Annotated in this window: 13 protein-coding genes; 3 read left to right on the top strand and 10 right to left on the bottom strand. The window is 40.3% G+C overall.

The features are described from left to right. Window positions 1-45: 45 nt before the first annotated feature. From A379_RS08155 to A379_RS08170, 4 genes are all read right to left on the bottom strand, one after another. Window positions 46-477, bottom strand: coding sequence for a cytochrome c (locus A379_RS08155; protein ID WP_040727398.1), 432 nt, complete (start codon window positions 475-477; stop codon window positions 46-48). 63 nt (window positions 478-540) lie between these two features. Further along, window positions 541-1,248, bottom strand: a complete 708-nt coding sequence (locus A379_RS08160) for a copper resistance protein B (RefSeq protein WP_051145100.1) — start codon at window positions 1,246-1,248, stop codon at window positions 541-543. 29 nt (window positions 1,249-1,277) lie between these two features. Next, window positions 1,278-3,434, bottom strand: coding sequence for a copper resistance system multicopper oxidase (locus tag A379_RS08165; protein ID WP_040727399.1), 2,157 nt, complete (start codon window positions 3,432-3,434; stop codon window positions 1,278-1,280). Window positions 3,435-3,566: 132 nt separating this feature from the next. Next, window positions 3,567-3,962, bottom strand: coding sequence for a hypothetical protein (locus tag A379_RS08170; RefSeq protein ID WP_040727401.1), 396 nt, complete (start codon window positions 3,960-3,962; stop codon window positions 3,567-3,569). A 61-nt stretch (window positions 3,963-4,023) separates the two neighbouring features. Between A379_RS08170 and A379_RS13045 the strand changes: the two genes are divergently transcribed. After that, on the top strand, window positions 4,024-4,179 hold the full coding sequence (locus A379_RS13045; RefSeq protein ID WP_157832357.1) for a hypothetical protein: 156 nt from the start codon (window positions 4,024-4,026) through the stop codon (window positions 4,177-4,179). Window positions 4,180-4,308: 129 nt separating this feature from the next. Here the strand turns inward: A379_RS13045 and A379_RS08175 are convergent, their stop codons facing one another. The 6 genes from A379_RS08175 to A379_RS08200 form a co-directional block, all read right to left on the bottom strand. Further along, a complete protein-coding gene (locus A379_RS08175; protein ID WP_040727403.1) occupies window positions 4,309-7,419 on the bottom strand; it encodes an efflux RND transporter permease subunit in 3,111 nt (1,036 codons plus the stop codon). 9 nt (window positions 7,420-7,428) lie between these two features. Beyond that, the gene (locus A379_RS08180; RefSeq protein WP_040727405.1) at window positions 7,429-8,670 is read right to left on the bottom strand and encodes an efflux RND transporter periplasmic adaptor subunit; all 1,242 of its coding nucleotides are present in this window, start codon (window positions 8,668-8,670) and stop codon (window positions 7,429-7,431) included. A 2-nt stretch (window positions 8,671-8,672) separates the two neighbouring features. Beyond that, window positions 8,673-9,980, bottom strand: a complete 1,308-nt coding sequence (locus A379_RS08185; RefSeq protein ID WP_051145101.1) for a TolC family protein — start codon at window positions 9,978-9,980, stop codon at window positions 8,673-8,675. 79 nt (window positions 9,981-10,059) lie between these two features. Next, window positions 10,060-10,419 carry a DUF6488 family protein gene (locus tag A379_RS08190; protein ID WP_040727406.1) on the bottom strand — a complete coding sequence of 120 codons (360 nt, stop codon included), beginning with the start codon at window positions 10,417-10,419 and terminating at the stop codon, window positions 10,060-10,062. A gap of 159 nt (window positions 10,420-10,578) precedes the next feature. Further along, window positions 10,579-11,379 carry a HupE/UreJ family protein gene (locus tag A379_RS08195; RefSeq protein WP_040727409.1) on the bottom strand — a complete coding sequence of 267 codons (801 nt, stop codon included), beginning with the start codon at window positions 11,377-11,379 and terminating at the stop codon, window positions 10,579-10,581. A gap of 76 nt (window positions 11,380-11,455) precedes the next feature. Further along, window positions 11,456-11,860: a hypothetical protein gene (locus A379_RS08200; RefSeq protein ID WP_040727410.1), complete on the bottom strand. Its 405-nt coding sequence runs from the start codon at window positions 11,858-11,860 to the stop codon at window positions 11,456-11,458. A gap of 347 nt (window positions 11,861-12,207) precedes the next feature. Between A379_RS08200 and A379_RS13050 the strand changes: the two genes are divergently transcribed. Next, the gene (locus A379_RS13050; protein WP_157832358.1) at window positions 12,208-12,612 is read left to right on the top strand and encodes a hypothetical protein; all 405 of its coding nucleotides are present in this window, start codon (window positions 12,208-12,210) and stop codon (window positions 12,610-12,612) included. A 79-nt stretch (window positions 12,613-12,691) separates the two neighbouring features. Further along, window positions 12,692-13,987 carry an efflux RND transporter periplasmic adaptor subunit gene (locus A379_RS08205; RefSeq protein ID WP_051145102.1) on the top strand — a complete coding sequence of 432 codons (1,296 nt, stop codon included), beginning with the start codon at window positions 12,692-12,694 and terminating at the stop codon, window positions 13,985-13,987. Window positions 13,988-13,996 lie beyond the last annotated feature (9 nt).

Here is a 13,996-nt window from a genome sequence, read left to right on the forward strand (position 1 = left end):
CGCTGGGTAAGCAATGAGTAGCGCTCTTGTAATGTAATACATAATTTATTTCAGACCACCACGTTCTAACCAGGCCTGGTAGATGTTGTCTGACCAAAGACTTTGAAAATAGGCGATTGCAGCCAATTGCTCGGTCTGGGTTAACTTATCTTTAAACCCTGGCATGGTTCCTCCTAACGGAATTCCGCCATTTTGTGTCGTTCTTAAGAGGATTTTTAGCGGGTGATGCCATGCATGCGCTGAGCCATTTAAAGGTGGAGCCGGATAACTTCCATCCGCTAAAGTCTTTTTCCAGTCTTTCGTGAGCCCCTGTGCCTTATCGCCGTGACAAACGGCGCAATTGTTGGTAAATGTTTTTTTTCCAATCTGAACATCAGCATTTGAATACCATCTTTCAGAGGTATCCAATTTTGCTACCTGCTCATCTGAACAGGCGCTCAGTAGCAATAAAAACGGAATAATTAATAAAACTCTCATGGTGATTTCCTATCTGTATGGTCAGACTTAATGGTGAATAAGTCCGACCGTTATAGTGTTTAATTAAAACCAGAATCTTAAACCGGCCACTAGACTGGTTTCTGACTCTTTTCCACCTTCGGCCTTAACATAGTCGGCTGTTTTGCCAAAGGCCTGGTTAAATTTAAGACCGATATAGGGTGCAAATTTTCGTGAAAATTCATAACGAAAACGTAGTCCAAGTTCGGCAGATGACAGTCCAGATCCAATCCCCATGGATTCATCATCAGAGGAATAGGCACTAAGTTTTAGGCTGGGAGTTAATATCAGTTTTTGGGTAAATAAAGCCTCGTATTCTGTATCTAATCTAAAGCCAATATTTTTGTCGTTTGCCAGTATGACCGCATTGGTTTCAAAGAAGTAAGGGGCAAGGCCTTGTAACCCGATTATTCCCCAATTTTGGGTTTTTTCAGGAGTCGTGTCGTAACCTAAACCCATTTGAAGATCCCAAAATTTTTCAATGGGACGGCTGTAGAGCAGCTGGTTCTCAGACTCGATTTGGCCATTCACACTTTCACCTTCTGTTTTAAGGTAAAGCTTGTGCCAGTCCTTACCGATCCATGCGGATGCATCCCAAGCGGTAGGGTTCCCTGTTTGGTTACTGACCTCTAAGGTGTCCATTAACAAGGATGCTAATAAAGGGTCTCTTTCCCCGCCTGCGTGCACTTGCGATGTTATTAGCATCGACGAGGTAAGTGCGGCACTTAAAATTGTTTTGAGTGAATTTTTCATCTTTATATCTCCTAAATCACGAATCATCATTATCGAATTTGCACACGTCTAAACATGCCCATCATGTGGTAAAGCATGTGGCAGTGATAAGCCCAATCACCACGAGCATCCATGGTGACTCGATAACTGATTTTGGCGCCTGGTTGCACAACAATGGTGTGTTTTCTAGGAATATGATTTTCATCTCCCGTTTCTAAATCACTCCATACACCGTGTAAGTGCATAGGATGATTCATCATGGTGTCATTAATAAATGTCACGCGAATGCGCTCACCGTAATTAAACTTCAATGGTGGTGCTTCATCAAATGGAATACCGTCAATTGACCACATATAACGCTCCATATTGCCCGTTAAGTGCAATAGCAATTCTTTAGTAGGCTTTGGCTCATGGCGTGTTGGATAAAGGTTTTTTAAGTCGGCATAGGTTAAGACCTTGCGTCCATTATTGCGTAAGCCAACGCCTGGATCATCTAAACGATATTTTGCGCCAGTAGCACGCATGTCGATTTGCGGGCCTTCTTTTTTAGGCACATCAATTAGAGGGAGTTTTGGGTTCATATCCATTGGAATTTGTACGTCATCTAAATTGACATTCATGTTAGACGCAGTGTGTGCGTGCTTTGAATGATCAACATCACTGACATCCTGGCCCATTTTCATTTTTTCCATGGTTAAGGCGTGCGTATAATCAGGAGATGTCATGCCATCCATTTGCATGCCGCCAAGCATATCGTGACCGCTATGGTCCATGCTCTGCATTTGCGAACCTCCAGACATATCGTGTCCAGTGTGATCCATACCATTCATTTGTGAACCACCAGGCATATCGTGACCGCTATGGTCCATGCTCTGCATTTGCGAACCGCCAGACATATCGTGTCCAGTGTGATCCATACCATTCATTTGTGAACCGCCAGACATATCGTGACCACTCTGGTTCATGCCAGACATTTGTGAGCTACCCGATATGTCATGGCCGCTATGGTCCATGCCTGGCATAGAGTGGTCCATTCCCATGTCTGTCATGCTTAAAATAGGTAATGGATCCATTTCAGGAGTAGTCGCTAATTTTGAAGCATCGGAGGTAATGGAGCCTATCGCATAACCTGAACGGTCAATGGCTTGAGCAAAGATGGCATAAGCTTGTTTACTGGTGTCTGCTTCCACCATGACATCATAGGTTTCTGCGACACCTATACGGAATTCATCTACTTGAACAGGTTGTACTAAGTTACCGTCGGATGCAATCACCGTCATTTTTAGTCCAGGGATGCGAACATCAAAGAAAGTCATTGCCGAGCTATTAATAAAACGTAAACGGACTTTTTTGCCTGACTCCACCACGGCACGCCAATGTGCATTTGGTGCTAGTCCGTTCATTAAATAGGTGTAGGTAGCACCAGAAATATCTGATAAATCACGGTCTGTCATTTTCATATTGTTCCACATAGAACGATCTGACCAGGCTTTTGAAAAACCTTTTTCTTTTACTTCACTAAAAAAATCACCGACCGTTCTTTGGCTAAAGTTGTAATAGTCTCCCATTTTTTTGAGATTCGCATAAAGTTGTTCTGGAGCAGTATCTGACCAATCTGATAGTTGAATGACATGGTCATAATCGGCTTGAACATGCTTAGGTTCTTCTTTTTTAGGAAGAATGACAATTGCTCCGTATACACCTGTTTGCTCTTGGTATGCAGAGTGACTGTGATACCAATAGGTACCATTTTGGGTTAGGGTAAATTGATAGGTGTAGGTTTCACCGGGCTTAATTCCATCAAAACTAAAGCCGGGCACACCATCCATATTGGTTGGTAATATAATGCCGTGCCAGTGAATTGAGCTATCTACGGACAGTTCATTTTTAACGCGTAGCGTAACCGTGTCGCCTTCACGCCAAACCAGTGTAGGCGCTGGCAATGAACCATTCACTAGAGTAGCTATATTAGGTGTGCCGGTTACATTGACCATTTTTTCTGAAATGGTTAAATCGAACTCTGTACCTGACAAGACTGGTTGCTTTGGGTTATAAGTCGTTGCATCGTGAGAAAGTGTATCTTCGTATGCAAAAGCAGCGGGTATATGGGCTGCAACTGCGGCTGCAACCGTTGTTAAAGCAAATCCGCGTACAAACTGACGACGGTTCATTGTTGTTGGGTGTGTGTTTTTAGTAGAAGAGGTCATCTCTAACTCCTTAAAAAATAATCAATAAAGGGATTAAGTTTTAAGGCGAAAGCGTTAAATTACGGAACGGATTTCTTTTTTCTAAAAAGAATCAGACTCTGTCAGTATATATTTGAACGCATTTCGCCTGAGTTAGATGGCAGGAGGAGGTGTTTCTGGCTGAGAATTAGAGTATTGAACTGAAATTGCTAAAGTCGGCGTTAGATGTCCGACCAATAATATTCCTGATAGAATCATCTCTATTTGTGCATAAAATGGCGTTGCTGCATGAATAGAGATGCACATCAAATCGTGACAGTTTGAATTTTGATCACATTGATTGCAATCCATCATAGCGTGCATTTGAGAATTTGCGTTTGATTCACTTGAAAAAGGCATTGTTTGTACCTCGTTCATGTTCATCGAGTGGTGCATGATTTGCATTTGAGATTTTTCCGCTTGATTAAATTGAGACATATCCATCCCTGCCCACGCAGTTGTCGCGAAGCTTTGAAGAATGAAAATGACTAAAAACAATCGTTTTAACATCTGGGTATTCCTAACGGATGTATAGGGAAGTCTCATTATGCCTATTTAATTTTGAGACAAAATGCATGATTTCATTGTAAACCAATTATTTACTCGAATGCAATTGTTTGTTTTAGTTTTCAAAAAATGGAAGTTAATGAAAAAATGGGAAGAGGAACAAGCTGGATGTCATGTGACTCAAGTGATGGGTGAGTACAGAATTGAAAAACTAAAATAATTACGACGGGTTTGAAGTTGAGCCTCTAAAGCTTAGATTTAAATGATGTTAAAGCGTACTTTCGCACGCTTTTTAAACGTTGTAGTTACATGGGTTTATAAATATAAACCCATGACGTGACTAAATTTACTATACGGCTTGATTCTTACTATGCAATATTCGATAGAGCGCAGGTAGAACAAACAGCGTTAGTATTGTTGATGAAATTATTCCACCTATAACCACGGTTGCTAAAGGGCGTTGTACTTCTGAGCCTATCCCGGTATTTAATGCCATTGGGATAAAGCCAAGAGCAGCTACAAGTGCTGTAGTGATAACAGGGCGTAAACGGCCTAAGGCGCCATCAATGATAGCGTCTTCAAGTGCCACCCCTTTCCTTCTCAAGTCTTTAATAAATGAAATCATCACCAGACCATTCAATATTGCGATACCAGAAAGGGCAATGAATCCGACGGCGGCTGAGATTGAAAATGGAATGCCAGTAAGGTGTAGAGCCATAACACCTCCTGTTAACGCCAGAGGTACGCCAGTAAAGATTATCGCGGCATCTTTAATTGAGCTTAAAGCCCAAAGCAAAAGAGCCATAATCATTACTAAGGTAATAGGTACAACAATGGCTAGCCTTTCAGATGCCGATTGAAGCTTCTGATAAGTTCCACCGTATTCAACCCAATACCCTGAAGGTATATCAACAGATTGATTTATCGTTGCTTGAACATCTTGAACAAATGAACCTAAATCACGCCCTCGAACGTTTGCAGTAACAACAACGCTTCGTTTACCATCTTCTCTTTTTATTTGATTGTATCCCTCGACAAGTTCGATGCTAGCCAGTTCTTGTAGAGGAATAACATCTTTATTCAATAATTGGATTGGAAGATAGGAAAGTCCATCAACGTCTGTTCTTAGGTGTTCTGGTAATCGGACAACGATGTCGGAGTTACGATCACCTTCATAGAATTGACCAGCCTGTTGACCGCCAAGAGCTACGGCAAGTTGGTCTTGGAGGTGTTTCGTACTGATACCATATTGAGCCAGTTTTTCAATCTTAGGGTTGATGGTTAAAATCGGTAACCCTGTCGTTTTTTCGGATTGCAGATCGGCAATGCCAGAAACACCACTAATCGCCTTTTCAATCTCTTTACCTAGCTCGCCTAATTTGTCAAAATCATCACCAAATACTTTAATGGCGAGTTCTGACCTTACACCTGATAAGAGTTCATTAAAGCGCATTTGAATAGGTTGAAGAAATTCATAGCGGTTTCCTGGTATAGGTTCGACTAGCTCGGCAAGCTCATTGACAACTTGTTGTTTTTCTTTAGTCGGATCTGGCCATTCATCACGCGGCTTAAGGATAATAAAGTTGTCAGCAACACTTGGAGGAACGGCATCTGTTGCGACATCAGGCGTTCCTATTTTTGCAAAGATTCTTTCTACTTCAGGTAACTCTTTTACTTTTTCTTCAAGCACCTTTTGCATGTCTATGGACTGTGAAAGAGACGTTCCAGGAATACGTAGAGCATGCATAGCAATATCGCCTTCATCTAAATTAGGCACAAACTCACTTCCAAGCTTAGTGGCTTGGTAACCTGAAAATGAGACTAATCCAATTGCCACGGCTAGTACCAACCATCTTGCTTTAATCGCAAAATTTAATAAAGGCTCATAAGCTTTCATTGCTGAACTCATGATGATGTTATGTTTGATAACAACTGGTTTTTTAAAGAACAGTGCAACACAAGCGGGAACAAATGTAATGGAAAGAAGCATTGCTGATGCTAAAGCCATGACAACTGTAATCGCCATAGGGTGAAACATTTTGCCTTCAACGCCAGTTAATGCAAATATCGGGAAATAGACGGCGGTGATGATAAACACCCCAAAAAGAGCGGGTCTTATCACTTCTTGAGTAGCACTGAATACAATTTCTAAACGTTCTTTTAAGTCTAGGGTTTTCTTTTGTACGCTCGCCATACTTAAACGTCTTAAACAGTTTTCTACAATGATGATTGCACCATCGACAAGTAGACCAAAATCTAGGGCACCAAGACTCATTAGATTGGCGCTAACTTTTGTTTGTACCATTCCCGTAATGGTCATTAACATAGCAATAGGGATAACGGCTGCCGTAATGATGGCTGCACGAATGTTTCCAAGTAGTAAAAATAGAATGACGATGACTAAAATAGCCCCTTCAAACAGGTTTTTCTTTACTGTATCTAACGTTTTATTGACTAGATTAATGCGGTTGTAGGTTTCTGTTAAGGTGACGCCGTGAGGTAAAGTCGGCTTAATGACTTCAAGTTGTTTTGAAACGGCCTCTGCAACGGTAAGGCTATTTTCACCAATCAACATAAATACCGTACTCATTACGACTTCACGACCATTTTGAGTCGCCGCTCCCGTTCTAAGTTCTTTGCCTTCAGTCACATTCGCAACATGTTTGACTTGAATGTTTATCCCAGAATCATTACTTACAACAATATTGGATAGGCCTTCAAGACTGTTTTGTTGGCCTGGTACTCGCATTAACCATTGAGCACCATTTTTTTCAATAAAACCTACGCCACGATTTTCATTATTCATTTCAATGGCGTTAATGACTTGAGCCTGACTTAGGCCGTAGGCAAGTAATTTGTCTGGAATGATTTCAACAACGATTTCTTTTTTGTAACCTCCAATCGGGTTTACTTCAACGACACCAGGCACTTTAAGTAACTGTGGACGTACAATCCAGTCATGAACTGTACGTAAGTCCATAGGTGTAATCTCTGAGCCGTCGGCATTTTTCGCTCCAGGTTCAGCATCCACTGTAAACATGACAATTTCACCTAACCCAGTTGATATAGGGCCTAACTCAGGCACTAAATTGCTAGGTATCTTAGATTTTACGTTAGATAGTTTTTCGTTGATTAGCTGGCGCGCAAAGTATATGTCGGTACCATCCTCAAAAATAGCGGTAATTTGAGATAAGCCATAACGAGAAACCGATCTTGTTTTAATCATATTTGGTGTGCCAGAGAGCGCGGTTTCAATAGGGAATGAAATTCTTTGTTCAACTTCTAAAGGTGTATATCCAGGTGCTTCGGTATTGATGACAACTTGTACATTGGTTATATCGGGTACCGCATCAACAGGAAGTTTTGTGGCATTCCAAATTCCAAGTGCGATAAGCAGCAGTACAGCACCCAGAATCACCCCACTTCGTTTTATGGAAAATTGTAAAATAAAATTTAGCATGTCTTTTCCTTAATGGTCATGTGATGCGCCGGACTTTTCAATGTCGGCTTTAATAATGTAGCTGTTATCAGTGACATATTCGGTGCCTGATTTCAATCCTCCAAGCACTTCTATCCATTCACCTGATACACGTCCTAGTTCAAGCATGCGAACCTCATACTCATCACCAATTTTGGCGTAGACAACGGTAAAGTCTCTAAAGCTTTGCAGAGCCTTACGTTTTACTGCTAATGGTACGGTAAATTCGGATACTTCGATCTCGCCTTTGACAAACATTCCTGGTGAAAGGGAGCCTGATTGATTGTCAACTCGCACTCGAACAACGCTAGATTGGTTGTCCTGCATGTGTCGATCTATCTGAGTAACAGTACCTTTGAACCCTTCATTTATATCATTCATCGATAAATTGACGTTTAAACCTGCCTTGATTGCGGCCCTTTGAAAAGGGAAAACTAAAAGTTCAGCCGTGAGTTCGTCATGGTTTTCAATTTGAAGTAAGATCTTGCCTTGAGTGTGCTCGCCCAGACTAGCATTTCGCTGAATCACGTATCCATCCATTGGAGCAGTGATGTTATAAGGCTTCAGGCTTTCATCACTTTCAACAACAATTAAACGTTGGCCTTTTTTTACTTTTTGTCCCAGGTTAACAAATACATTTTTGATGATTCCATCAAAGCGGGCTGAGATATTAGCGGTTTTTTGAGGAAGAACGGCCAGTTTTCCATAGGATTTAATGGTTTGATTTAACAAGGCTTCAGTAGCTATCTCGGTTTTGATTTCCATCGCTTTAGCAATTTCAGGTTGAATCTTCACTCGGCCTTCAAAGTTGTCATAGCGCCACTCATAATCTTTACCCTGATGTTTGGCTTGAATAGTGACCACAAAAGAGTGGGGTTCATAGATTTCCATATCGCCACGCAAAAAATCATCTTGTGGCATAAAATTGATGTGGTCTTCAACGCCTCCAAGTCGGGTCAAAATAACTTTTAATGAGACTTTTTTGGGATCAATAGGTTGCCCATTGTGAGTAACCCAAGTTCTAAACTCAGGCGGAACACCTGTTTCAAAAATAGAAAGCTCTACAACAAAACCGTTATCTTTCAATAGGCGGCCACCATGGATACCTTTTTCAGGTTCGGCTTGTTCTAAGGACATTTGAGGGTTACTTTCAGCAATGGCACTATTGGATACACCTAATACCAGCAGGCCCGCAATTAACCCATTACGTAATTTATAAAAAATGTTGTTCATAACTATTTTCTCTCTTCAAATCTGGTTAATTGCATACCTGTTAACTTTTCAAGTTCGATCATTTTTAAATGCATCATCAAATTGGCGTCTATCAATTTAGCCTTGGCTTGTAATAAATCTCGCTGTACAGAAGTGAGTTCCATATAGCTGTATTTTCCTTGTAAGTAGACACGAGTCGCTTCATTTAGAGCCTTGTTTAAGCTTGGAATGATTTTTTCTTGAAGTGCTTCTTTGACATGTTGTGCATGTTTGAATTCTTGATAAAGAACAAATAGCTGAGTTCCAACATGTTTTTGCAATGCATTAAACTCTGATTGCTGTTGATTTTGTTCTGCCGTTAATGCGGCAATCAACCCTTGGTTTCTATTGGCTTGCATAATCGGAACCGTTACACCAGCTGTTAAGCCAAAATCTCCCGATGTTTCATAGCGTTTGAGGCCAGCCGACACTTTCCATAACGCTTTTGATTCCGCTTGAGCTAAATCTATTTTTGTTTGAGCGATGCCCTTTAAGACCATAAATCTTTTTAAAGCTGGGGTTGTCGTCAATTTCTGCTCTAGTTCGTTTAGGGTGATAAGGTTCGGCTCAGTCTGTAGTGAACCGTTTATTCTGAGCGATTGCTGGTTTTTCTCACCCCATTGAGCCACAAGCATTCTCATGGCAGACTTTATTTCATGAAGAATGTCTTCCTGTTGCAATAAAGCGGTTTCTAATTCCGCTTCGGCTCTTAATAAGTCTGTTTCGGATGTCTTGCCTGCTCGAACACGTTTCTTGATTTGCGTTTTTGTCTTATTTAATTGTTGAACAGACTGGTGAGCGATTTTTAACTTTTCTTGTAAGGCGAGAGTACTGAGAAAATATCGAGCAGTTTGTGCAGCCACGTCAATTTTATTTATCTGTTGCTCAATCTCAATGATCTCTTTTTTTGAACTTTCGACACTGACACGTTTACTTATAACATCGTTATCGAGCACCCAACTAATACTTAGGGAGGACTGTGCATTTGTAATGCCTTGCAAATCCCCTGTGCCTAGTACATCTTCCACAGAGAGCGAAACCTCTGTAGGCATTGAAACACCTGCTTGCGTTTCAAATCCTTTTTGAGCATCAAGTTGGTATTGATACTGATTTAACGCTGGGTGGTGAGCAATGCTTTTTTTGATGGCCGTCGTTAAATCGATAGATTCAACCGCATGAGTTTGAGAAAAACTTGTAAAGGATGTTAATGACAAAGAGAGTAGTGTTGCTACACCAAAAAGTCGATTAACAGTTGTTGTTTTTTTTGAAATATATAGGTTATGAAATAACATAGATACAATCCATTTAATGAGAGCTCTTTGTCAATAAAACAAAGAGTTCAAGTTTTAAAACCGTTCTTACAACAGAGTGTTACTTACCTGAATAATTAGCCGCGATGTAATGGCCATCCAAACTAAAGAATAAATATAAGCTTTGTTTTTTTGAGTCTTTTACCTTGTCGTTTTTAAAGGTAATAACCCACTCAGTGCCTTTTGAAAACTGCTTTTGAGTGGCGCTATGAGCTTTTACGTCTTTCCAAGTCACATCAATTACACCCTTAATCGCTAATTGATTTACTTTTTTCGATGCTCTATTAATCGCTTCTTCACTGGATACGGCTGCCTGTGAATGATTATGACCGCCATCTGGACCATGTGCATGTCCTCCACTAGCCATTGCAGGAGCGGTAATAAAGAGTGATAAAAACAGTGTTGTGATTAAATTTTTCATAAAATGATTCCTTTCTATTATTCAATTGTTTCGTGATGTTCTTGTTCATCGTGGGAGTGCGAACCATTACCGTGCGAATGATCAGAACAGGCTGACAGAGTCATAAAAATCAAGCTTGCTAAAAAAGTTAAAAATAATTTAGACATATTCAATTTCCTTTTATTCAATGCTGTCATGTTGGGTATTTTTAATGACTTGAGCGGCTCGCTCTTCATCCATCTTGATATGCTCATGAATGTGATTGTCTGAGCTAAAACCAAATTCATCAGGGTGTGAGGTGTGCGAATAACCGTGCATTTGCTGCATAAATAGAAACAGGCCGGCAAATATCAGTCCATAATTGGAGATAAGGCTAAAAGTTTTGAATGAAGCTGACTTGCGTAATAAAACCATGACAAATAGCATGGCGGTTAAGGCTAGGACTTGACCGACTTCAATACCAATATTAAAAGAGATGATATTCATGAGTAAGTCATCTTGATTTAAAGGTAACTGTTGAAGGCGTGTAGACAAGCCTAAGCCATGAATTAGGCCGAGCCCAGTAATCATTACCAGCAAGTTAGGTGCTTTGATATCTAAATACTTTTTAAAGCCATTTAGGTTTGCAAAGGCGATATAGCAAATACTCAAAGCGATGATGGCATCAATCAAAAAGTAATTAATTTGAATGCCATTAAACGTCGCATAAATAAGTGTGACGCTGTGTCCGAGCGTAAAGGCGGTGATGTATTTAACAATGTCTTTGAACTTTGTTAAAAGAAAGATAATACCGAAGATGAACAATAAATGATCATAGCCCGAGAGCATGTGAGTTGTACCAATCAATAGATAGCTTAGATTGCCTCCATCGATAATCGTTTGTTTTTCAGCTTCAGACATACCATGTCCAAAAGCTTGGCTGACGGCCAGCATGGTAAATGCCGCCAACAACCAACGTGACGTCTTAATAAAAGATAACATAATTTTTCTCAATAACAGTTTATTCAAGATGCTATACGATCTTGAAATTATTAAATTTGTTTAAATATGTGAGATGTTATGAGAAATAAGGAGGTGCGCGAGGATTGGCTGTTGATTGATCGAGAAGATGGTAAAAGAGGTTGTTTGTAAAGGGAGGTTCAATCCTGACGGTTTGCACATAGGTGTATTGTTGAGAACAATATTCAATAGCAATTAAATCAGGTGACTGGTTCTTGCCTGAAGGTACATTGCATTGGTTATCTAAGTCAACAGTGTTTGAAGCATCTGCTAGATGAGATGAATCTACTGTATCGGAATAGTGTGTTGTTAAATTATGTGCGTGACTTTCTGCTTTATGGTGATGAATTCCGTCATGATTATGATTTTCTGCTAAATGAACATGTGCAGAAGCCCATTGCATGCTGATAAAAGCAACAATAAGGATAAATAGCAGTGGATAGTGCAGCCGTAATTTGGTCACGTATGATTTCGTTAATTTTGTATTTAGTTCAAAAGTATACCAAAGTTGATAGATATGTACGAGATTCATATGGTATGTGTCATTGTTTCTAAGGGAGTCCTATAAAATGAATTAGATTTTAATTCTTAGTTTATTAAGTATTCATATCATTACAAAATAGAAAATAGTGGTCAGTATTTTTGAACACACCTTTATAGCCCTAAAGTAAATTAGGTATATTGATATCTACCATCGTCAATAACCTTTGTTTTTTAGTATCAAATTGAATATCTATTGAGCCTATAAAATATTTTGGATTTCTCATTCAGTTAAAAACTTGTATAATTGAAAAAATGAAAAACTATTTAATGATATTTATATTCCTATTTAGCTCACTGTCTTCACAGTGGGTAGGTGCGATATCGTCAAATAAAAGTGTAGCTGAATCAGGAATGGTTACGACAAAGTTTTCTTCTTCATCGTATGCACAGCTTCATCATGGTTCTAGCCATTCTATTGCTAACAATGCAAAGATATCACATGACTGCTGCCCTTCTATGCAAACAATAGAAAAGACGGTTGCCCAGTGTGCCCATTGCGGCGATAACTGCCAGTGTGCCAGTGGTCAAACGTGTCAGCATACTTCACCTGTTGTGAATCTAGAACAAGCATCTATTTCAGTAGGCCTGTTCATTTCGGCTTATATCGCTTCTTATTCACCTTTATTGGTGTCTATCGCCATCTCTCCAGAATATAAACCTCCCCAAGCTTAATCCCTATTTAAAATTTTCATGATGTTTGCTTAATGCGTTTAAGCAGCATAGTATCTGATTTCTAAAAAAGGGTTTAACCATGAGACGTTTTGTTTCTGTATTTTTTATCACGCTATTCTCATCAATGATGCTCAATTCTGCCTATGCAGAAGAGGAAATGCATCATGACTCGCACACACACGATGCTCATGATTCGAGTGAACTGCCTGAAATTGGTTCTTCAAGTGGTGCCGATCTCGTTAAGTACGTATGTCCAATGCATCCACAAATTGTGAGAGACCACGAAGGCATTTGCCCGCTCTGTGGTATGGATTTGGTCAAACAAATTTTTAAGCAGAATGTCTCTACCCCTAAAATATCAGTGTCGGGTGAGTCCGCGAATGGCCTGCAACAAGGTTTGGCAATTCGTACCTCAAAAGTGGAGCGCGTGACCCTTTGGAAGTACATCCCCACCTTTGGAAAAGTGGTCGCTGACGATGCAAATGTCATTCATATTCATCCACGTGCCTCGGGATGGATTAGTGATTTAAGCGTTCGAAGCAACGGTGAATCGGTGGAAAAAGGCCAGATGCTCTATCGTTTGTACTCGCCCGAAATTGTCTCTGCCCAGCAAGATTTACTGCTCGCTCGCCAAAACCAAAAACGTTTGGGCAATCAGGCCAATACCGTTCTAGAATCGGCCAAAACACGTCTAGAACTGTTGGGCGTTAGTAAAGACGATATCGCACGTATTATTCAAAAGCGTCGTGTGATTCATAAAATTCCAGTTTATGCTTCGCAAGCTGGTGTGGCGGGCAATTTGATTGTACAAGATGGCATGTATGTTGAGCCGCAAACCGAATTAATGAGTTTGACCGATTTAAGTCGAGTTTGGGTCGAAGCGGAAGTGTTGCCTTTACAGCAGAACTGGATTCGTGACGGCTTAACCGCCAGCCTTTCATCAGAGGCCTTTCCGAAGAGTGAGTGGGAGAGTTTTATTGAATATATCTACCCAGTCACTGATGTGAAAACCCAAGCCTTGAAAGTACGTTTACCAGTTGAAAACTCCGCTAATAAGCTCAAATCCAATATGTTTATGGATGTTGCTATTTACGGAGGTCCTAAACGTAATGTGTTAGCAATTCCTTTAGAGGCGGTGGTTGATGATGGCAAGACAAAAAGAGTGGTAAAGGCCTTGCAGAATGGCCAATTTGAAGTGTCAGAACTGACTACAGGCATGCAAAGTGAAGGCTTTGTTGAGGTCCTTTCTGGGTTATCTGAAGGCGAGACCATTGTCACTTCGGGTCAGTTTTTAATCGATTCAGAGAGTCAAATTCAGTCGAACTTACAACGGTTAATTTCTGGATCTACTTCATCTAACGATTCAAACGAGTAGGGGGGCTAG

The organism is Thiomicrorhabdus sp. Kp2, from assembly GCF_000478585.1.
Lineage (GTDB): Bacteria > Pseudomonadota > Gammaproteobacteria > Thiomicrospirales > Thiomicrospiraceae > Thiomicrorhabdus.

Coding starts and splice junctions, on each gene's coding strand:
- A379_RS13050 (WP_157832358.1), top strand. CDS start 12,208: ATGATATTTATATTCCTATTTAGCTCACTGTCTTCACAGTGGGTAGGT.
- A379_RS13045 (WP_157832357.1), top strand. CDS start 4,024: ATGCATGATTTCATTGTAAACCAATTATTTACTCGAATGCAATTGTTT.
- A379_RS08170 (WP_040727401.1), bottom strand. CDS start 3,962: ATGTTAAAACGATTGTTTTTAGTCATTTTCATTCTTCAAAGCTTCGCG.
- A379_RS08185 (WP_051145101.1), bottom strand. CDS start 9,980: ATGTTATTTCATAACCTATATATTTCAAAAAAAACAACAACTGTTAAT.
- A379_RS08180 (WP_040727405.1), bottom strand. CDS start 8,670: ATGAACAACATTTTTTATAAATTACGTAATGGGTTAATTGCGGGCCTG.
- A379_RS08195 (WP_040727409.1), bottom strand. CDS start 11,379: ATGTTATCTTTTATTAAGACGTCACGTTGGTTGTTGGCGGCATTTACC.
- A379_RS08190 (WP_040727406.1), bottom strand. CDS start 10,419: ATGAAAAATTTAATCACAACACTGTTTTTATCACTCTTTATTACCGCT.
- A379_RS08175 (WP_040727403.1), bottom strand. CDS start 7,419: ATGCTAAATTTTATTTTACAATTTTCCATAAAACGAAGTGGGGTGATT.
- A379_RS08205 (WP_051145102.1), top strand. CDS start 12,692: ATGAGACGTTTTGTTTCTGTATTTTTTATCACGCTATTCTCATCAATG.
- A379_RS08160 (WP_051145100.1), bottom strand. CDS start 1,248: ATGAAAAATTCACTCAAAACAATTTTAAGTGCCGCACTTACCTCGTCG.
- A379_RS08155 (WP_040727398.1), bottom strand. CDS start 477: ATGAGAGTTTTATTAATTATTCCGTTTTTATTGCTACTGAGCGCCTGT.
- A379_RS08165 (WP_040727399.1), bottom strand. CDS start 3,434: ATGACCTCTTCTACTAAAAACACACACCCAACAACAATGAACCGTCGT.